We start from the raw sequence: 20601 nt of genomic DNA on the forward strand, positions 1-20601 counted from the left end.
TACAAATTTTGAAACTACCAACTATCCGCAGCAATTTTTCTTTGTACTTTTTTTCTTTACATCACACTCTCTGCGTTTCGTTTCCATCATATCCTTTAGTTCACAGCCACTTACGCAGCTTTCACAAGGATTCTGATTTTCCTGCGTACGACGAAAAAAAAGAAATATTCCATATACGACACGGGCAATGCAGAGCACAACGAGTAGTCCGACTACCCACTCCTGCCAATTACTCATACAAACAATCCTCCAATCTGATAAACAGCAAATGATACAAGCCAAGCTAATGCCGTTGTATAGCAGGCAGCAAAAAGCGCCCATTTCCAACTACCCGATTCCTGTTTGATAGCCGCCAACGCCGCAATACACGGGAAGTAAATCAATACAAACAGCATATAACAAAAAGCAACCAATGGAGTAATCGGAATACGTTCTGCCAGACTTACCGAGTCAGCATCCGGATCATCTGCATACAAAACGCCTAACGTACTTACCACCAATTCTTTCGCCCCTACACCGGAAAGCAAGCCAATACCTAATTTCCAATCAAATCCCAATGGTTTTATTACTGGCTCTATCCCGCGTCCCAACTGACCGATATAAGAATTTTCCTGCTGCTCGGCAACCGTTTCATAAGCATCATGATTCGGATAATAGCCCAAAAACCAGATAATAATAGAAGCAATCATAATAATTCCGCCCATCTTTTTCAGATACTGTGCTCCCTTTTCCCATGTATGCCGGAAGATAGACTTCGCTGTCGGCATTCGGTAAGGAGGAAGCTCCATCACAAACGGCGTATCATCACCCTTTATCAGAAACTTGCTAAACAAGCGAGCCATTACCACAGCCAGCACAATACCAATCACATAGATACTTAACAGCACCAAACTTGCATTGTTCGGGAAGAAAGCACCCACCAACAATAAATAAATCGGCAGACGTGCACTGCAAGACATCAATGGATTCACCAACATGGTAATGAGACGACTCTTCCGGTTCTCAATGGTACGGGACGCTATTATCGCAGGCACATTACATCCGAATCCCATAATCAGAGGAATGAACGACTTTCCGTGCAACCCCATTTTATGCATGATCTTATCCATGATAAAAGCCGCACGAGCCATATAACCAGAATCCTCCATGATAGAAATACAGAAATAAAGAATCAAGATATTCGGTAAAAAAACAATGACAGCTCCTACCCCACCGATAATTCCATCAATCAGCAGATCTTTAAATGGACCTTCCGACATGTTATTGCGCAACAATTCACCAAGCTGCTCTACCATCCATTCAATCCCCATCATCGGATATTCGCCAATGACAAATGTACCCTCAAACATCAGATACATAAAAAGAAAGAAAATAGGGAATCCCCAGACACGATGAGTTACAATCGAATCCAATACCTTTGTTGTCTGCGCCTGTTCCAGATGATTATCCGTAAACGTTTCTTTCAACGCGCCACTGATAAATCCATATTTAGCATCAGTAATAGCCGATTCACAATCCTCATTCATTGTCTCCTGAACACGCTTCGACATCTTGTCGCGGACATGAAGAATTTCATCCGCATTCGGCAATGTGCGTACAATACGCTCAATGTCAGGATCATTTTCCAACAATTTAATGGAGAGGAAACGGGTAGAATATTTATGCCGGATAAACTCATTCTTAGACACTTCACTTTTTACAGCCTCAATGGCTTTTTCTATATCAGGACCGTGATTTATATGAATATGCCGGAAGACACGCCCCGTCTTTTTATGTTCACGCACATAATCTTCCAAATGCTCTTCCTCATGGTTCTTACGGTCTTCCAAAGAGTCATGCCATTCAGTCAGGTCTTTGAGAACTTCCGGATTCATGTTTCCCTGTTTATCGAAGAAGTCTACTCCTTCATACAGATTGATAACTACATGAAACAACGTATCCAATCCACGATTTTTCTTACTGGCAGTAGGCAGCATCGGCACCCCGAACAGCTTGCTCAACAAATGGTAATCTAATGTATTTCCACTGGCTTCCAGTTCATCATAGATATTCAGAGCCACTACCATGCGGACATTCATATCTATCAATTGAGTAGTCAGATATAAGTTTCGCTCCAAATTAGAAGAATCGACGACATTAATAATCACGTCAGGAGTTTCATCGATAATATGACGGCGAACATAGATTTCTTCCGGTGTATAAGCAGATAAAGAATAAGTTCCCGGCAAATCGACAATACGGAAATGATAGCCTTCGAAGTCAAAATAACCTTCTTTGGCATCCACGGTCACACCGCTGTAATTTCCTACATGTTCATGAGCACCGGACGCAAGATTAAACAAAGAAGTCTTGCCACTGTTCGGATTTCCGACCAAGGCAACATTGATGGTACGACGTTTACCTAACGCCAACCGTTTCATATCTTCTTCTTTTACTGAAAGGTCTTCGGGTAATCCTTCATGATAAACAGTCTTTTCAGCCAGTTCTTTTGCCTCCTCCTCGCTGATTACTTCGATCATTTCAGCTTCCTGACGACGAAGGGATATCTCATAACCTAAGACTTTATATTTTATAGGATCTTTTAGCGGAGCGTTCAACAGCACTTCAACCGTTTTACCTTTAATGAAGCCCATCTCCACAATACGTTTACGAAAACCACCGTGCCCCAATACCTTTACAATAACACCTTTTTCTCCTGTTTCTAATTCGGACAAACGCATAACTCTCAAAATTTTCGGCAAAGATAATTCATAACTTCGGAGCACGCAAATTATTTAGAATGTTTTTAAATAGCAGTTATTTTTCTCCTCCAAAAGATTTAGAAAAAATAAAAGAACTTATTGATAAACTCGTATCTTTGCAAGTATGATACAACAACGAGTTACAAAATATATAGAAAAAGAACATTTGTTCTCACCAGATGCCAAAGTCCTGATTGCATTGAGTGGCGGCACCGACTCGGTGGCACTGCTATGTATTCTGCACACAGCAGGTTATCATTGCGAAGCCGCACACTGTAATTTCCACCTACGAGGCGAAGAATCAGACCGGGATGAACAGTTTGTCCGCCAACTTTGCAAAAGAACCGGAATCCATTTGCATACAATTGATTTTAACACGACACAATACGCACAGGAAAAGCAGATTTCGATTGAAATGGCTGCACGCGAATTACGCTATGCCTGGTTCGAAAAAACGAGAAAAGAATGCCAGGCAGATGTGATCGCCGTAGCACATCATCAGGATGATAGCGTAGAAACCATACTACTCAACCTGATTCGAGGTACAGGAATTACCGGTTTATTAGGAATCCGCCCCCGCAACGGAGCAATCGTGCGACCTCTGCTTTGCATCAACCGGGAAGACATCATTCATTATCTGGAGAGCATCGGACAAGATTATGTAACAGACAGCACCAATCTGGAAGACGAATATACCCGTAATAAAATCCGGCTCAATCTCCTTCCTCTTATGCAGGAAATCAATCCGTCAGTCAAAAAGAATCTGATAGACACAAGCAATTATCTGAACGATGTAGCTACCATATATAATAAATGTATAGAGGAAACCAAAAAGAATATTGTAACGACAGAAGGTATCCGAATCAGTGAGTTAGTAAAGGAACCGGCCCCCGAAGCTATTCTATTCGAAATCTTACATCCTCTAGGCTTCAATTCTGCACAAATTAAAGATATTGCCTTTTCGCTTCACAGCCAACCGGGCAAACAATTTTGCAGTAAAAAATGGAGAGTGATAAAAGACAGAGAATTCTTATTAATAGAAGCTATTGAATCGGAGAATAAAGTTCTTCCTCCTTTTCAAATCATCAAAGAAGAAAAAGAATACACCCCTGATTTCCTAATTCCACGCGACAAAGGAATAGCCTGTTTTGATGCCGACAAACTGAATGGAGATATTCATTACCGGAAATGGCAGACAGGAGACACTTTTATTCCTTTCGGAATGAAAGGAAAGAAAAAAATAAGCGATTATCTGACCGACCGCAAATTTTCTATCAGTCAAAAAGAACGCCAGTGGGTACTCTGTTGTGGAGAACACATTGCGTGGCTGATAGGCGAACGAACAGACAACCGCTTTCGTATTGATGAAACAACTAAGCGTATCGTAATCTACAAAATAGTTTGAGGCAATTTCTGTTTCTTGAAGCAATCTGACAACAAAGCCGCAAAAGGAGTATCATACACCCGTGCTTTCTTAACGCAGACTTTTACACAGGCACAACACTTGATACATTTAGCTTCATCTGTATGCAGTTCATCCCCTTTCGTTATAGCTCCTGCCGGACAACGGACCACACACAACCCACAATGGGTACACAAATTCTCATCCTCCACCCAAGGAGTACGGGGAAGCGGTGTTCCACTTTTACGCAACTTGATAACCCTCCTCAAAAAACGGAACAAAGGAAAGAATGGCTGGATCGGACGTTTAATAGCACGTACATCTACCGGATAAAGGGTATCCATACTATCGGCAATCTGTATTTTTCCCATGATTTTCTTCCCAAATTCCGTAGCAAAGGCTAAATCCGACTCATCAGGACGTCCCACCGCAATCGGATGTTTGTCAGTACTATATGAATGTTCTCCAATAAAAGTTGCCCCGGCAATCACTTTCAATCCATGAGGAATAGCAAAAGCATCCAGTTCCATTAAAGCTTTTTCATAAGCACGGTTTCCATATACCACCACTAAAACGGTCGGAGTATCCACTCCCCGGATATACCGTAAACGCTCCATTGCCAGAGGGGCGACATGACCTCCATACACAGGTACTACAACAACAGCCAAAGCAGATGCAGGAATCACAATTTCATCTGCAATTTGCTGCGTCACATTGATAGGAAGAATATTTTTTATGCCCGTTCCGTGAACAATCGCTTCCGCAACTTGTTTAGATGTATGTGTAGGCGAAAAATAAATTAAATAAGCTTCATTTACTGTCATACTATTTTCTTTTCTTCCTGCAAAGATACACTTTTACGTAGAAAAAAATGTTTGATTGTTCATGAAACCAAAAAAAAATTATTATCTTTGCCCCCGTTGAAACATACTACGATTCAACATATACATCCCTAATTCAGAATAAAAAACAAAACGTATGCTTGCATATCTGTAGCTATAAGCTGTAGTAATGCTGTCTATAATTCAGCAAAAAAGAAATATTAATAACTTACCATACTATATGTATAACATTATCCAATTAAACGACAAAAATCTGTCGGAACTTCAAGCTATTGCCAAAGAGTTAGGCATAAAAAAAGCAGACTCATACAAAAAAGAAGACCTCGTTTATAAAATACTTGATGAACAGGCTATTGTAGGAGCTACTAAGAAAGTTGCCGCAGATAAACTCAAAGAAGAACGCAAAAATGAAGAACAAAAGAAAAAGCGTTTACGGGTAGCTCCTGCCAAAAAAGAAGACAAGGTAGTTTCCGCAACAAAGAATGGAGAGGTTACTAAAACCAAAGAAGCCATTCCTGTAAAAGCACAACAACCTTCCAAGAAAGAAGAAAGTACAAACAAAGATAAAGAAGCTCCTGTTGTAGAAGCTAAATCAGAAAACGCTACTACTGCTCCCAAGCGTAAAGTGGGACGTCCACGTAAGAACGCTGACGCAGAAGAGAAGAAAGAAGTAGAAAATGCAAAACTGGCTGCTCCCAAAGCGGTGGAAACTGGGTCTGTTGTTGCAGAGAAAACTACTGAAACAACAGAAAAAACTGCTCCAGTACAACAGCCGACTGCTGAGAAGAAAGCAAAAAGCAAACCAGTTGCAGAAATAAATAAACCAGCCGCAGACCCCAACAAGCCTGTTGCAGAGAAAAAAAATATAGATAAACCACAAAAGAAAACTGCACTTGTTATCGACGAGGAAAGCAATATCTTATCCAGCGTTGACGATGATGATTTTATTCCAATCGAAGATCTGCCTTCTGAAAAAATAGAGCTTCCTACCGAACTCTTCGGCAAATTCGAAGCAACTAAAACAGAACCTGTACAAACAGCACCCGAACAACCATCTCATCCTCAACAGCAGCAACAACCTCAACAGCAGCAAGCGCAACAACAACGCCCGCGTATTGTCCGTCCACGCGACAATAACAACGGTAATAACAATGCTAATAACAATAACGCTAATAATAATTTCCAGCGTAACAACAATAATCAAAACCAACAGCGCTTACCGATGCCGCGTGCCACTCAACAGAACCATGCGAGCGATAATCTTCCGGCACAACAGCAGCAGGAGCGCAAGGTTATTGAACGCGAAAAGCCTTACGAATTTGATGATATTCTCAACGGAGTAGGCGTTTTGGAAATTATGCAGGATGGATACGGATTCCTCCGTTCTTCCGATTATAACTACCTTTCTTCTCCGGACGATATTTATGTATCACAGTCTCAAATCAAACTATTTGGTTTGAAAACCGGTGATGTAGTGGAAGGTGTTATCCGTCCTCCCAAAGAAGGAGAAAAATATTTCCCATTGGTAAAGGTTTCGAAAATCAACGGACGTGACGCAGCTTTCGTTCGCGACCGTGTTCCTTTCGAACATCTGACACCTCTCTTCCCGGATGAAAAGTTCAAACTTTGCAAAGGCGGTTATTCAGACTCTATGTCTGCACGCGTCGTTGATCTTTTCGCTCCTATCGGTAAAGGACAGCGCGCTTTGATCGTCGCCCAACCAAAGACAGGTAAGACTATCTTAATGAAAGATATCGCTAACGCCATCGCAGCCAATCACCCGGAAGTCTACATGATTATGTTGCTGATTGACGAACGTCCGGAAGAAGTAACCGATATGGCACGTAGCGTGAATGCAGAAGTTATCGCTTCTACTTTCGACGAACCGGCAGAACGTCACGTGAAAATTGCAGGTATTGTATTGGAAAAAGCAAAACGTTTGGTAGAATGTGGTCACGACGTAGTGATCTTCCTTGATTCTATCACCCGTCTGGCCCGTGCATACAATACAGTATCTCCTGCATCCGGTAAAGTTCTTTCCGGTGGTGTGGATGCAAATGCACTTCATAAACCTAAACGTTTCTTCGGTGCTGCCCGTAATATTGAAAACGGCGGCTCGTTGACCATCATCGCTACCGCATTGATCGATACCGGTTCTAAAATGGACGAAGTTATCTTCGAAGAATTTAAGGGTACCGGTAACATGGAGTTGCAGCTCGACCGCAACCTGTCTAACAAACGTATCTTCCCGGCAGTCAACATTACTGCATCCAGCACTCGTCGCGACGACCTGTTGCTTGATAGGACAACTCTTGACCGCATGTGGATATTACGTAAATATCTTGCAGACATGAATCCAATCGAAGCAATGGACTTCGTTAAAGACCGTTTGGACAAGACCAGAGATAACGATGAATTCCTGATGAGCATGAACAGCTAATCAACAGCAAACGATAAATGATGAACGGTGAACAAACTGCGTCCTGATAATTGCAGTTTGTTCACCGTTCTCTTTTTTAGCCACCCGGTTAATTAATTATCACATGCCGTTTATTTTTCACAAGCCAACATTCATCAACAATAGCCCCTTAATAATCCATCACATATTACATTTTTGTACAAAATACTTTCATTTGCGTCCAAAACCACGACTTCACCCTTTTTTGCGTTTCCCTTTTTTCCTACTTTTGTTTCAAAATCAACTATTACTTAATTCTAGCCAATAATGAAAACTATTTATCCATTTATGGGATTAACCCTGTGCGGCATACCAGCCCAAGCTCAAGAAAAGCCCAATTTCCTGATCATCCAGTGCGACCATCTGACACAACGCGTCGTAGGAGCATACGGGCAAACACAAGGCTGCACCCTTCCTATTGACGAAGTCGCTTCACGAGGAGTTATCTTCTCCAATGCCTATGTGGGTTGCCCTCTCAGCCAACCTTCACGCGCAGCTTTATGGAGCGGCATGACACCTCATCAAACGAATGTGCGTTCGAACTCCAACGAACCTATCAACACACGTATTCCCGAAAATGTACCGACATTAGGAAGCCTTTTCTCTGAAAACGGTTACGAAGCCGTACACTTCGGAAAAACACACGACATGGGGTCATTAAGAGGATTCAAGCACAAAGAACCGGTAGCCAAACCATTCACTGATCCGGAGTTCCCGGTTAACAACGACAGTTTCCTAGACGTAGGAACCTGCGAAGACGCAGTTGCTTATTTAAGCAATCCTCCCAAAGAACCCTTCATCTGCATTGCCGATTTTCAGAATCCTCACAACATTTGCGGATTCGTAGGAGCAAATGAAGGAGTACACACCGATCGTCCCATCAACGGAACTCTTCCTGAACTACCAGCCAACTTCGACGTGGAAGACTGGAACAATATCCCCCAACCGGTGCAGTACATCTGTTGCAGCCATCGCCGCATGACACAGGCATCTCAATGGAATGAAGAGAATTACCGCCACTACATTGCCGCTTTCCAGCACTATACTAAAATGGTGTCCAAGCAAGTAGACAGTGTATTAAAAGCTCTTTACTCCACTCCTGCCGGAAGAAACACCATCGTTGTTATCCTGGCCGATCATGGCGACGGAATGGCTTCGCACCGCATGGTAACCAAGCATATCAGTTTCTATGATGAAATGACAAACGTTCCGTTTATCTTTGCAGGTCCCGGCATCAAACAACAGAAAAAACCGGTAGATCAACTATTGACACAGCCTACGCTGGATCTTTTGCCTACCCTTTGCGATTTGGCAGGAATTTCCGTTCCGGTCGAAAAACAGGGAATCAGTCTCGCACCTACATTAAAAGGAGAGAAACAGAAAAAGACTCACCCTTATGTAGTTTCCGAATGGCACAGCGAATATGAATATGTCGTTACCCCCGGACGTATGATACGCGGACCGAGATACAAATACACACACTATCTGGAAGGCAACGGAGAAGAACTATATGATATGAAAAAAGATCCGGGAGAACGCAAGAATCTCGCTAAAGATCCGAAATACAGTAAAGTTCTGGCAGAACACCGTGCTATGCTTGATGATTACATCGCCCGCACAAAAGATGACTACCGAAGCTTGAAAGTAGATGCTGACCCACGATGCAGAAACCATACTCCCGGTTACCCCAATCACGAAGGTCCCGGAGTCCGGGAAATACTCAAAAGAAAATAAATAATAAAAAGAGGCTGTCTAAAAGTCGGTTCTATCCTCATTCTCCTCCTTCAGGAAGGGAATTAAAGTTACTGACGACTTTTTAGACAGCCTCTTTTTAGTTCTGATAAAACTCCCGAAGGTCCGGAAGTAGTTTTCATCTACCCCATCACTTCCGAATCGAAATAAAGCACTATCTTTGCAAAGTGTAAACTTAAACACTTAATTATGTACACCAACAAACAAATTTGGAGTGTCAGTTATCCGATACTACTAAGCTTGCTGGCACAAAATGTCATCAATGTCACCGACACAGCATTCCTCGGACACGTGAGCGAGGTAGCTCTTGGAGCATCGGCCATGGGCGGGTTATTTTATATATGTATATTCACCATCGCATTCGGATTCAGCACCGGTTCGCAGATTGTCATAGCGCGACGCAATGGCGAAGGACGCCATTCAGATGTCGGTCCTGTCATGATTCAGGGAATCATGTTCCTGTTCGTGATGGCACTGCTGCTATTTGGATTCACCAAGTTATTCGGTGGGAACATCATGCGCTTGCTAGTTTCTTCAGAATCCATCTACGAAGGAACAATGGAGTTTCTAGACTGGCGTATTTACGGTTTTTTTTTCTCTTTCATCAACGTTATGTTCCGAGCATTGTATATCGGTATTACACGCACTAAAGTGCTAACCATCAATGCTATTGTTATGGCATTTACCAATATCGTACTGGACTATGCATTAATCTTCGGAAAGTTCGGTTTGCCGGAAATGGGTATCAAAGGGGCTGCTATTGCTTCTGTATTGGCAGAAGCCTCCTCCATTCTCTTTTTCGTCATCTATACGTATGCCACGGTCGATTTAAAGAAATACGGTATGAACCGCCTGCGCACATTCGACCCTGCATTGTTGATGCGGATTCTTAGTATTTCCTGCTTCACCATGCTGCAATATTTCCTGTCGATGGCTACCTGGTTTGTTTTCTTCGTAGCCGTAGAACGGTTGGGACAACGGGAACTGGCGATTGCCAATATCGTCCGAAGTATTTATATCGTATTGCTGATTCCGGTCAATGCACTGGCTACGACTACCAATAGTCTTGTCAGCAATGCTATCGGTGCAGGAGGCATCCAGCATGTAATACCGCTTATTAATAAGATTGCACGGTTCTCCTTTTTCATCATGCTGGGATTGGTAGCGTTATCGGCACTTTTTCCGCAATTCCTGCTCTCTATCTACACCAGTGAAACTGCGCTCATTACGGAATCCGTCCCCTCAGTATATGTAATTTGTTGCGCCATGCTTATCGCATCCGTAGCCAATGTAGTGTTCAACGGAATCTCCGGAACAGGAAATACACAAGCAGCCTTGTTGCTCGAAACAATTACAATCATCATCTACGGATCCTATATCGTTTTCATCGGAATGTGGCTGAAAGCACCGATCGAAATTTGCTTTACGATTGAGATTGTGTATTATAGCTTGCTATTGACAACAAGTTATATTTATCTCAAAAAAGCAAAATGGCAGAATAAAAAGATATAAATACAAGAGATTTTTGTACATTTGCAAGCTCAAATAAAGAGTAGACGGAAAAGTCCCTCTTTCGCCCAAGTAAATTGTAATTAGTAATTCGTAATTAAATAACTATGTTCGATAATTTAAGTGAAAGACTAGAACGGTCATTCAAGATTCTGAAAGGTGAAGGCAAAATCACCGAAATCAACGTGGCGGAAACGCTGAAAGACGTACGTAAAGCACTTCTCGATGCCGACGTAAACTACAAGGTGGCAAAGAATTTCACGGATACGGTAAAAGAAAAAGCTCTTGGCCAGAACGTGCTTACGGCTGTGAAGCCAAGCCAGTTGATGGTGAAGATCGTACATGATGAGCTTACACAGTTGATGGGTGGAGAGACAGCCGAAATCAATATCAACGCCCGTCCGGCAGTTATCCTGATGTCAGGTTTGCAAGGTTCGGGTAAGACCACCTTCTCCGGTAAGTTGGCACGGATGCTGAAAACCAAGAAAAACCGTAAACCATTACTGGTGGCTTGTGACGTTTACCGTCCGGCAGCTATCGAACAGTTGCGCGTATTGGCAGAACAAATCGAAGTACCGATGTACTGCGAACTGGACAGCAAGAATCCGGTAGAAATCGCACAACACGCTATTCAGGAAGCTAAAGCCAAAGGATATGACCTCGTTATCGTCGATACAGCCGGACGTCTGGCAGTAGACGAACAGATGATGAACGAGATCGCCGCTATCAAAGAAGCAATCAATCCGAACGAAATTCTGTTCGTGGTAGACTCCATGACCGGTCAGGACGCTGTAAACACGGCTAAAGAATTTAACGAACGTCTGGACTTCAACGGTGTGGTACTGACCAAACTTGATGGTGATACCCGCGGTGGTGCGGCTCTTTCTATCCGTTCGGTAGTGAACAAACCGATCAAATTTGTAGGTACAGGTGAAAAGCTGGAAGCAATCGACCAATTCCACCCTGCCCGTATGGCCGACCGTATTCTCGGTATGGGTGACATCGTTTCATTGGTAGAACGTGCACAGGAACAATATGATGAAGAAGAGGCTAAACGTTTACAGAAGAAAATTGCCAAGAACCAATTCGACTTCAATGACTTCCTTAGCCAGATTGCACAAATCAAGAAAATGGGTAATCTGAAAGACCTTGCTTCCATGATTCCGGGAGTAGGAAAGGCAATCAAAGATATTGAAATTGACGACAATGCTTTCAAAAGCATCGAAGCTATCATCTATTCCATGACTCCGGCAGAACGTTCCAATCCGGAAATACTGAACGGATCACGTCGTACACGTATCGCAAAAGGTAGCGGAACGACTATTCAGGAAGTAAACCGCCTGCTGAAACAGTTCGACCAGACTCGCAAAATGATGAAAATGGTAACTAGCAGCAAGATGGGTAAGATGATGCCTAAAATGAAAAGATAATCATTCAATAGCTCCAAACTGATTATAACCCCAAAGAGGCTGTCTAAAAAGTCGGTTCTATCCTCATTCTCCTCCTTCAGGAAGGGAGTTAGAGTTACTGACGACTTTTTAGACAGCCTCTTTTTTGTATCCGGAAGCCTACAGTAGAAAGTCGTTTCTCCACTAACCGACTGATAATATACTGCTCAACTCCTGACAAAAATTCCAATCCTTTTGGAGAGTTCAGTTATTTATTTTACTTTTGCCTATCACCAATAAATACTCTGAAAATATGACTCTGATAGACGGAAAAGCCATTTCCGAACAAGTGAAACAAGAGATTGCAGCCGAAGTAGCCGAAATTGTGGCTCGTGGCGGAAAACGCCCGCATCTGGCAGCTATTCTTGTTGGACACGATGGTGGTAGCGAAACGTATGTAGCTGCCAAAGTAAAAGCCTGTGAAGTATGTGGATTCAAGTCCTCCCTCATCCGCTATGAAAGTGACGTGACTGAAGAAGAACTGCTTGCCAAAGTACGCGAACTGAACGAAGACGACGATGTAGACGGCTTTATCGTACAACTTCCCTTACCTAAACATATCTCCGAACAGAAAGTAATCGAAACAATAGATTACCGTAAAGATGTAGACGGCTTCCACCCGATCAACGTAGGCCGCATGTCCATCGGACTTCCGTGCTATGTATCCGCTACTCCCAACGGTATCCTCGAATTGCTGAAACGTTACGAAATAGAGACTTCCGGCAAAAAATGTGTTGTACTCGGACGTAGCAATATCGTCGGCAAACCAATGGCTGCCCTGATGATGCAGAAAGCCTATCCGGGCGACGCCACGGTGACGGTATGCCACAGCCGCAGCAAAGACCTGATAAAAGAATGTCAGGAAGCTGATATTATCATCGCTGCCCTAGGACAACCCAACTTTGTAAAAGCCGAAATGGTGAAAGAAGGTGCGGTAGTTATCGATGTAGGTACTACTCGTGTGCCGGATGCAACCAAGAAATCAGGCTTCAAACTGACTGGTGACGTGAAGTTTGACGAAGTTGCCCCAAAATGTTCCTTTATCACTCCCGTACCGGGCGGTGTTGGACCGATGACGATTGTATCGTTAATGAAAAATACACTCTTAGCTGGCAAGAAAGCTATTTATCAATGAGACATAGCTTGTTTCTAATGATTTTACTTCTCTCTTTGTCCTGCACCTCCCGGTCGCAGGCAAAGAGAGATTCAATCATCGATACCCTGTCGGACAGCCTTTCCGCAACCGACAGTATTTCCCCCACTGATACCCTACGACTTCTTTTCGTAGGTGACCTCATGCAACATCAAGGACAAATCAACGCTGCACGGACCTCAACCGGCTACGATTACTTCACCTGTTTTACGTACGTTAAAGAAGAAATAAGGAGAGCCGATCTCGCTATCGCCAATCTGGAAGTTACGTTAGGAGGCAAACCCTACAAAGGTTATCCAGCATTCAGCGCACCGGACGAATTTCTGACCGCAATTCATGACGCAGGTTTCAATGTTTTAGTGACTGCCAACAATCATAGTCTCGACCGTGGCAAATCCGGACTGGAGCGTACCATTCAACTTATCGACTCGTTGAAAATTCCACATGCCGGCACGTATATCAACACCGAAGAACGCGACAAGAAATATCCTCTTTTATTGGAAAAGAACGGGTTTCGCATCGCCCTGCTCAACTATACGTATGGCACAAACGGTATCCCCGTTACTCCTCCCAATATCGTGAACTATATTGATACAACAGTTATCGCCAAAGATATTGAAGAGAGCAAAGCAATGAAACCGGACGCAATCATAGCTTGTATGCATTGGGGAATCGAATACCAGTCGCTCCCGGACAAAGAGCAGAAGTTCCTTGCTGACTGGCTGATTCAAAAAGGAGTAAATCATGTCATCGGCTCCCATCCTCACGTAGTTCAACCCATCGAAGTTCGTACAGACAGCGTGACGAACGACAAACATCTCGTAGTCTATTCACTGGGAAATTATATTTCCAATATGTCCGCCCGCCGCACCGATGGTGGACTGATGGTAAGAATGGAATTAGTAAAAGACAGCACAGTCCGTCTCAATAATTGCGAGTATAGTTTAGTCTGGACAGCCCGCCCCATTCAGTCCGGGAAAAAAAATCATCAATTACTCCCCGTCAATTTTCCGATTGATTCAATTCCTTTACAAGCACGTAACTCTCTGAAAATCTTCACAAATGAGGCGCGAACCCTTTTCAACAAGCACAATCAGGGAATAAAAGAATATACTTTTTTTGAAAAAAAACAGCAGAATCTTTTGGAGATTAAAAGATAATATCTATCTTTGCACCGCGTTAGAGAAACGCAGACATGGTGGATGTAGTTCAGTTGGTTAGAGCGTCAGATTGTGGTTCTGAATGTCGCCGGTTCGAGTCCGGTCTTCCACCCAACAAAAGCCCTTGTAAGTTAAGTACTTATGAGGGTTTTCTTTTTGTTGGTAGTGGTTATTTGGAAAGTGAAGGCTCAGTCTGAAAACGGCTCAGTCTGAAAATTTGGGGGATTGCGTTAAAATTCTTATTTTTGCATCATGAAAACATCCTCTTCCCAAACGATTGATCCTGTTGCTTCTTTAAGCTTGTTCTTGCCTTCAGGAATCCTTGATTACTTCACCCTAGTCAATCATGTATCTCAGGATACTTGCTTTATTCTTTATTTAGAGGAGAAAGCGACTATTCCTTCCGAGTACTCTGATCTCCATCTTCACTCAAAAGGTTTCCTCCCTGAGATTGAAGTTCAGGACTTCCCTATCCGTGGTAAAGCCGTTTATTTACGTATCAAGCGTCGTCGCTGGGAAGATCCATCCACCGGGCAGACGTATAGTCGTGACTGGAGTTTGGTAGCCACCGGTACTCGCATAACCGCTGAGTTCGGTGCTTTTTTAAAAGAATTACTTGGATAATCACGCTGTTAGCTGCCAAAGTGTAGCCGAGCATTACTGCATGGATGGCAAACAGCTTCAAAGCCAATATAAGGACCACCTGAGTGACTTCCAGAATTGGGATCAGAGAGCACATGCCCAAGAGTATATCCTTTATCCAAAGAATATGGGTTATCACCTATGTATTGACGAGACGGCTTTAAGCAAGGGAGATCTTTATACCATCTTAATAAATAGAGATAAGCGAGGCAGGAAAGGTTCTATTATAGCTGTAATTCAGGGCACTAAAACCGATGATATCATTGCGGTACTTACAAAGATGCCACAGGAGCTGCGGAATCAAGTCAAAGAAATCACACTGGATATGGCAGGGAGCATGCAAAAGATTGCGAAAACGTGCTTTCCACGTGCCATGCAGGTGATTGATAGGTTTCATGTACAAAAACTTGTATATGAAGCTGTACAAGAGTTGCGCATTACATATAGATGGCAAGTGATAAAAGAGGAGAATAAAGCCATGAAAGCGGCAAAAGAGAAGGGGGAAGTATATAAAGCGGAAGAACTCGAAAACGGAGATACACTCAGGCAATTATTGGCCAGAAGCAGATATTTATTATTTAAATCACCTGATAAATGGACCAAGAGTCAGAAAATCAGGGCAGAATTACTTTTCAAGCAGTTTGAAGATATTAAGCACGTATATTACTACTCATTGGAGTTGGGAAAGATATTTTCCACAAACTATGACAAGGATGTAGCAAGAGCAAAGCTGGCACTATGGTATAATAAGATTGAAGAATATGGATACGATACATTCACAACAGTAGCAAACTCTATTGAGAACCATTACGAAAGGATTTTAAACTTCTTTGTGAACAGGAGCACAAATGCAGCTGCAGAAGCATTTAATGATAAAATCAAAGCATTTAGGGCATCATTTAGAGGAGTCGTGGATATGAGATTCTTCCTTTTTAGGCTAGCAAAGGTATATGCATAAATGGAAGTTACAAATATTAATCCCCCAAGAATTACAACTGAGCCGTTATAATACTGGTACCCAATCAAGCGGTTGTCTGATATACTTAATTTATAATGCCTTAAAAGAACTTGTATTCTTACATTGCAATATTGAAATTTTCTCAAAATATTATGCCCACAGAGTTTTCAGACTGACCCAATAGTCCTTAATAGATTTTTCTAATCATTTCAAAACAGCTTCTGAATGTCGCACTTGTTCCGGTCAATTCTACTTATACATTACATATCGCAATTATGCCTTCACCCTTCACTTTTCCCTGTTCATAGGCGATAGCGGGTGAAGGGCATCCCTTCACACTCACCTTCACCCCTTTTCACTTTTTTCTCTCATTGGCTATAATGAAAAAACAATATCATTATAGCTAATAGACATATCATTATAGCAAAAGAAAATATGCTAATAGATTATTTTTTCTTCCCAATGTTTGAAAAAAACATCGCAGTCTTTTCGGGAAAACACCGGCATCTTTCTCTTAAATCTATCCCCCTTTTCACAAACTACATTTCAGGCCCTGTGAAGGAGGGGTGAAAGATTGCCCTTCACCCGCTATCCCCGATAAACAAGGAGATGTGAAAGGTGAAGGGAATACATGCTATTTCTGCAAATAAAACGAATAGACCTCTTATTGGCTCTCAAAAGCATAGGTTTAGTCAGTCTAAAGCTATGCTTTTCATTCCATAAAGCTATGCTTTAGTCAGATAAAACAAGCTCCCGTAAACTACAGAAACAAATTATATAATAAGGACAGAGATAATCTGATAAAAATAAGTACATTAGTATAGTTCCAGTCCAAACACATCTTTCAGCTGCATCAACGCCTGATTCTTTTGAGCCATCATCTGGAATCTCTCGACACGTCCCACAGGACGTATTGTTTCTGTTGCCTCACTTACCCGCACTGTCATCACCACTTTGCTGTTTTTCAGCCTACTGCGAAGATAACCCTGCAATTCAGGAATCAAAGCTGTAAAATCCTTTGCAGCAAACTCATTATCAACTACCACTTCAAAAGTCGTTGAGTTATTAAGCAATACCGGACGGAGCATCTGCATACGTTTAGTAAGAGCATCCTGTTCTTTCGGCAACTGACCGGCATATTCCTGCCAGTAATAATTCAAATCCCGGTCATTGAATATAAAATCTTCTTCCGGTTGCTGCACCTTAGGAACATGAGTGGCAGCTGTATTCTGCGTTGTCTGATCGCGCTGCGGATTCTTGATAGACACACCTAAACTAGACATCTTCATCACCGGAATTTTCCGCTCTTCCTTAACAGTCGGGGCAACTTTTGCTCCTTGCGACGGAGCAGACGAAGCCGAACCAGAAGAAGCCAATGCTCCCGGTTGCGCTGTCGCAGATGCTTGCGGATGCCGGGCAGTAGTGCCATTAGCAGCCTGTGTTGTTACTGAAGACGGAGACGAATGAAGGGAAGCCAGCTGAACCTGGGGTGCAGAAGCGACCTGCGGCTGCTGAACTGCGGCAGGCTGTGTGAATATGGGTTTTATGGTCTTCGCAGGGCCACGCCCACCACTCACGTCATCCCCCTCGATGGTAAGCTGTGCAACCTGTATCAAGGTCAGTTCTACCAGCAAACGCTTGTTTTTGCTGATGCGGTAATTCAAATCGCACTCATTACAAAGCTTCATGGCACGATACAAGAAAGATAACGGACATTTCTGCGCCTGTTCCTGATAGCGTTGACGTATACTCGCTCCCACTTCCAGTAAAGGCAGTGTCACCGGGTCTTTCCCCACCAACAGATCACGGAAATGAGACGACAATCCGGTAATAAAATGACTTCCGTCAAAGCCTTTATTCAATATATCATTGAAAAGCAACAAAGCATCACTTACCTTGTTTTCGAGGAAACAATCCGTCAGGCGGAAATAATATTCGTAATCAAGGACGTTCAGATTATCAATCACACTCTTATAGGTGATATTTCCTCCGGTGAAACTTACCACCTGATCGAAGATAGACAAAGCATCACGCATACCACCGTCTGCCTTCATAGCTATCACGTTCAGTGCTTCCGGCTCCGCCGTGATTCCTTCTTTCGAAGCCACATACGACAGATGATTCACCGTATCTTCCACACTTATCCGGTTAAAGTCATAAATCTGACAACGGGAAAGAATGGTAGGGAGAATCTTATGTTTCTCCGTCGTAGCCAGGATAAAGATAGCATGACGGGGAGGTTCTTCCAGCGTTTTCAGGAACGCATTGAAAGCAGATGCCGAAAGCATGTGCACCTCGTCGATGATATATACCTTATATTTACCAATCTGCGGCGGGATGCGTACTTGCTCCACCAATTGGCGAATGTCATCTACCGAGTTGTTGGAAGCAGCATCGAGTTCGTGAATATTGTATGACCGCTGTTCGTTGAAAGCTACACATGACTCACACTGATTGCAAGCCTCTCCATCGGCAGTAGGCGTCATGCAATTGATGGTTTTGGCAAAGATACGCGCACAAGTGGTCTTTCCTACTCCACGCGGTCCGCAAAATAAATAAGCATGAGCCAGTTTCTGGGTAGCAATTGCATTTTTCAGCGTAGTAGTCAATGCCCGCTGTCCTACCACCGATTCGAACGTGGACGGACGATACTTACGGGCTGAAACAATATAGTTTTCCATATCCAAGATTCCCTCTGTTTTTTTTGATTTTTTGCTTACTTTGCAAATGTACACAAAAAAAGTGAGATGTAATAAGGGATAAAGAGAGAAGTTTTGAAGCCGAAGCGATAAGTTTTTAAGTTATTAGTTTTATCTTTGCGGATATTAAAAAGGAGAAATTATGGGTAAACTAATCAATATCTGGAGTTTCATACGCAGACGGAAGTATCTCATTACGGTCGTCGCGTTTGCTGTTATCATTGTTTTTCTGGACGAGAACAGCCTGATTCGTCGTCTTGGATATGAACGGGAGATCAGCCAGCTGAAAGAAGAGATAGAAAAATATCAGGCAGATTACGAAGAGAACACCAAGCGTCTCAACGAAATAACGACTAATCCGGACGCCATCGAACAGATCGCCCGCGAAAAGTATCTGATGAAGAAACCCAACGAAGATATTTACGTTTTTGAAGATTAAAGAATGAAACAATTAGTACCCGCCCTTTTTGTCGTAGGTGCCATCATGGCTCTCACCGGAGCAGCAGTATTTATCACCGGATGGTTCTATGCTCCTTACATATATACTATCGGAGCCGGACTTTTCGCATTGGCACAAGTGAATACGCCTGTCAAAGGAAAAGGCAAAACACTGAAACGCCTACGCGTTCAGCAGATATTCGGAGCATTGGCGCTGATCCTGACTGGAGCCTTTATGTTTACCACCCGAGGCAATGAATGGATTGCCTGCCTCACGATTGCCGCTATCCTCGAACTTTACACCGCTTTCCGTATTCCGCAGGAAGAAGAAAAAGAAAAGTCATAAAAAAAGCCTGTTCATAGCTTTGCAGTCTTGAACAGGCAGAAATCAAAAAATTATTGGGTTACATTCCGTCCTTTTATCAGGAAACGGAACGTTTATTTTTTATCCTTCACTATTATTTCTTCACAGGTGAATATCTTGCATTCAATCCGTCAACAATTTCTTTTGTGATATTAAAAGCGCTGTCAGCATAAAGCAGGTTATCAAACCCTGTGTTGCTGAAAATCAAGCTATATCCGTGAGTTTTATTATATTCTTTCAGGAAAGCGTTGATAGAATCGCGGAACTGCAAGCTATTCTTGTTGTTCTCTTCCATCAAACCATTCTGAAGTTTGTTGCTCAACTCTTGCAAGTCTTGTTCCAACTTCACCAGACGGTTATATTCTTGCTGTGCTCTATCTTGTGACAGGAAAGCATTGTTTTCTACTTTCTTCTGGAAGTCTTGTTTTTCCTTGTTCAAAGAAGTAGCCTTCTGATTCAATGTCATACGAACGTTTTCGCTCTTCTTTACCATCGCCTCATTCAAGTCAATACAGAAATTGTATTTGGCAAGCAGCGTATCTATTTCAACATAGGCAATTTTCATTCCTGACAGTTCGGCATTAGCCTGCGCCGGAGTACTTGTAGTTTGATTGTCAGTTTTGCCAGCACATTGTGAAAATAAAACGATAAATGCAAGAGCAGCCAAACCGTTCATGAGGTAGTTCATTCTATTCATAATTAATAAGTATTATTTTTAATAAATTTAATTCATACTATCGTTCAAGGCTTTTTCCAACTCATCAATAGAAAAACGCGGTTTCTTTTGTGCTTCACGATCCTGCGACTGTGCGCATCCGATACCTTTCTGACGCAACGTTTTATTCCCGCTCACATGACCATTCGGGAATTTCCCACCCTTCGTAAAGAATACTTTCACCCCTAATAATACCAGGGAAATAGCAACTATTAACAAAGTTATCAGTATAGTCTCAACCATTTCTATTAATTTTGTGAGTGCAAAGATAGGCTTTAATGAGATATGAGTTCAGATAAGTCAATCAAATTAACCATATT

General features: G+C 42.6%; 17 protein-coding genes and 1 tRNA gene. 12 read left to right on the forward strand and 6 right to left on the reverse strand.

Annotated elements, in window-relative coordinates; translation table 11 throughout:
* Positions 1-21: 21 nt before the first annotated feature.
* Together A4V03_RS12355 and feoB are read right to left on the reverse strand one after the other, a co-directional pair.
* Positions 22-237, reverse strand: a complete 216-nt coding sequence (locus A4V03_RS12355) for a hypothetical protein (protein WP_065539105.1) — start codon at positions 235-237, stop codon at positions 22-24.
* On the reverse strand, positions 234-2720 hold the full coding sequence (gene feoB, locus A4V03_RS12360) for a ferrous iron transport protein B (RefSeq protein WP_065539106.1): 2487 nt from the start codon (positions 2718-2720) through the stop codon (positions 234-236). The genes A4V03_RS12355 and feoB overlap by 4 nt, the downstream gene beginning before the upstream one ends.
* A 145-nt stretch (positions 2721-2865) precedes the next feature.
* Between feoB and tilS the strand changes: the two genes are divergently transcribed.
* A complete protein-coding gene (gene tilS / locus A4V03_RS12365; RefSeq protein WP_065539107.1) occupies positions 2866-4146 on the forward strand; it encodes a tRNA lysidine(34) synthetase TilS in 1281 nt (426 codons plus the stop codon).
* On the opposite strand, the gene A4V03_RS12370 is transcribed toward tilS, so the two are convergent.
* The gene (locus A4V03_RS12370; RefSeq protein ID WP_065539108.1) at positions 4131-4967 is read right to left on the reverse strand and encodes a 4Fe-4S binding protein; all 837 of its coding nucleotides are present in this window, start codon (positions 4965-4967) and stop codon (positions 4131-4133) included. The two genes, tilS and A4V03_RS12370, sit on opposite strands and share 16 nt — an antisense overlap.
* Positions 4968-5205: 238 nt before the next feature.
* On the opposite strand from A4V03_RS12370, the gene rho reads away from it, so the two are divergent.
* The 9 genes from rho (at position 5206) to A4V03_RS12415 (ending at position 16065) form a co-directional block, all read left to right on the forward strand.
* Positions 5206-7425 (forward strand): transcription termination factor Rho, encoded by a 2220-nt coding sequence (gene rho, locus A4V03_RS12375; protein WP_065539109.1) that lies wholly within the window; start codon positions 5206-5208, stop codon positions 7423-7425.
* A gap of 285 nt (positions 7426-7710) precedes the next feature.
* Positions 7711-9177: a sulfatase family protein gene (locus tag A4V03_RS12380; protein WP_065539110.1), complete on the forward strand. Its 1467-nt coding sequence runs from the start codon at positions 7711-7713 to the stop codon at positions 9175-9177.
* 207 nt (positions 9178-9384) lie between these two features.
* The gene (locus A4V03_RS12385; protein ID WP_065539111.1) at positions 9385-10707 is read left to right on the forward strand and encodes an MATE family efflux transporter; all 1323 of its coding nucleotides are present in this window, start codon (positions 9385-9387) and stop codon (positions 10705-10707) included.
* A 104-nt stretch (positions 10708-10811) separates the two neighbouring features.
* Complete coding sequence (gene ffh, locus A4V03_RS12390; protein WP_065539112.1) at positions 10812-12134, forward strand: signal recognition particle protein; 1323 nt, start codon at positions 10812-10814, stop codon at positions 12132-12134.
* Between the two features lie 271 nt (positions 12135-12405).
* Positions 12406-13287, forward strand: coding sequence for a bifunctional methylenetetrahydrofolate dehydrogenase/methenyltetrahydrofolate cyclohydrolase FolD (folD, locus tag A4V03_RS12395; protein ID WP_004312924.1), 882 nt, complete (start codon positions 12406-12408; stop codon positions 13285-13287).
* A complete protein-coding gene (locus A4V03_RS12400) occupies positions 13284-14465 on the forward strand; it encodes a CapA family protein (RefSeq protein WP_065539113.1) in 1182 nt (393 codons plus the stop codon). Before folD ends, A4V03_RS12400 begins: the two co-directional genes overlap by 4 nt.
* A gap of 37 nt (positions 14466-14502) precedes the next feature.
* A tRNA-His gene (locus A4V03_RS12405) sits at positions 14503-14578 on the forward strand.
* A gap of 139 nt (positions 14579-14717) precedes the next feature.
* Entirely contained in the window at positions 14718-15089 is a 372-nt protein-coding gene (locus tag A4V03_RS12410; protein WP_065537581.1) for an ISAon1 family transposase N-terminal region protein, read from the forward strand.
* Complete coding sequence (locus A4V03_RS12415; protein WP_236588618.1) at positions 15082-16065, forward strand: ISAon1 family transposase; 984 nt, start codon at positions 15082-15084, stop codon at positions 16063-16065. Before A4V03_RS12410 ends, A4V03_RS12415 begins: the two co-directional genes overlap by 8 nt.
* Positions 16066-16880: 815 nt before the next feature.
* Here the strand turns inward: A4V03_RS12415 and A4V03_RS12420 are convergent.
* Entirely contained in the window at positions 16881-18746 is a 1866-nt protein-coding gene (locus A4V03_RS12420; protein ID WP_065540410.1) for a DNA polymerase III subunit gamma/tau, read from the reverse strand.
* Positions 18747-18906: 160 nt separating this feature from the next.
* On the opposite strand from A4V03_RS12420, the gene A4V03_RS12425 reads away from it, so the two are divergent.
* Positions 18907-19203, forward strand: a complete 297-nt coding sequence (locus A4V03_RS12425; protein ID WP_065539114.1) for an FtsB family cell division protein — start codon at positions 18907-18909, stop codon at positions 19201-19203.
* A 3-nt stretch (positions 19204-19206) separates the two neighbouring features.
* The gene (locus A4V03_RS12430; RefSeq protein WP_065539115.1) at positions 19207-19548 is read left to right on the forward strand and encodes a hypothetical protein; all 342 of its coding nucleotides are present in this window, start codon (positions 19207-19209) and stop codon (positions 19546-19548) included.
* A gap of 112 nt (positions 19549-19660) precedes the next feature.
* On the opposite strand, the gene A4V03_RS12435 is transcribed toward A4V03_RS12430, so the two are convergent.
* A complete protein-coding gene (locus tag A4V03_RS12435) occupies positions 19661-20263 on the reverse strand; it encodes an OmpH/Skp family outer membrane protein (protein ID WP_008771479.1) in 603 nt (200 codons plus the stop codon).
* A gap of 27 nt (positions 20264-20290) precedes the next feature.
* Positions 20291-20524, reverse strand: coding sequence for a hypothetical protein (locus A4V03_RS12440; protein WP_008026083.1), 234 nt, complete (start codon positions 20522-20524; stop codon positions 20291-20293).
* Between the last annotated feature and the right edge of the window lie 77 nt (positions 20525-20601).

This window comes from Bacteroides caecimuris (assembly GCF_001688725.2).
Classification (GTDB): Bacteria; Bacteroidota; Bacteroidia; order Bacteroidales; family Bacteroidaceae; genus Bacteroides; species Bacteroides caecimuris.

Excerpts from the sequence above, each read along its gene's own strand:
- A4V03_RS12385 (WP_065539111.1), top strand. The coding sequence starts at position 9,385 with ATGTACACCAACAAACAAATTTGGAGTGTCAGTTATCCGATACTACTA.
- A4V03_RS12435 (WP_008771479.1), bottom strand. The coding sequence starts at position 20,263 with ATGAATAGAATGAACTACCTCATGAACGGTTTGGCTGCTCTTGCATTT.
- rho (WP_065539109.1), top strand. The coding sequence starts at position 5,206 with ATGTATAACATTATCCAATTAAACGACAAAAATCTGTCGGAACTTCAA.
- A4V03_RS12420 (WP_065540410.1), bottom strand. The coding sequence starts at position 18,746 with ATGGAAAACTATATTGTTTCAGCCCGTAAGTATCGTCCGTCCACGTTC.
- A4V03_RS12380 (WP_065539110.1), top strand. The coding sequence starts at position 7,711 with ATGAAAACTATTTATCCATTTATGGGATTAACCCTGTGCGGCATACCA.
- A4V03_RS12400 (WP_065539113.1), top strand. The coding sequence starts at position 13,284 with ATGAGACATAGCTTGTTTCTAATGATTTTACTTCTCTCTTTGTCCTGC.
- tilS (WP_065539107.1), top strand. The coding sequence starts at position 2,866 with ATGATACAACAACGAGTTACAAAATATATAGAAAAAGAACATTTGTTC.
- ffh (WP_065539112.1), top strand. The coding sequence starts at position 10,812 with ATGTTCGATAATTTAAGTGAAAGACTAGAACGGTCATTCAAGATTCTG.
- A4V03_RS12370 (WP_065539108.1), bottom strand. The coding sequence starts at position 4,967 with ATGACAGTAAATGAAGCTTATTTAATTTATTTTTCGCCTACACATACA.
- A4V03_RS12355 (WP_065539105.1), bottom strand. The coding sequence starts at position 237 with ATGAGTAATTGGCAGGAGTGGGTAGTCGGACTACTCGTTGTGCTCTGC.
- A4V03_RS12440 (WP_008026083.1), bottom strand. The coding sequence starts at position 20,524 with ATGGTTGAGACTATACTGATAACTTTGTTAATAGTTGCTATTTCCCTG.
- A4V03_RS12430 (WP_065539115.1), top strand. The coding sequence starts at position 19,207 with ATGAAACAATTAGTACCCGCCCTTTTTGTCGTAGGTGCCATCATGGCT.
- feoB (WP_065539106.1), bottom strand. The coding sequence starts at position 2,720 with ATGCGTTTGTCCGAATTAGAAACAGGAGAAAAAGGTGTTATTGTAAAG.
- A4V03_RS12425 (WP_065539114.1), top strand. The coding sequence starts at position 18,907 with ATGGGTAAACTAATCAATATCTGGAGTTTCATACGCAGACGGAAGTAT.
- A4V03_RS12410 (WP_065537581.1), top strand. The coding sequence starts at position 14,718 with ATGAAAACATCCTCTTCCCAAACGATTGATCCTGTTGCTTCTTTAAGC.
- folD (WP_004312924.1), top strand. The coding sequence starts at position 12,406 with ATGACTCTGATAGACGGAAAAGCCATTTCCGAACAAGTGAAACAAGAG.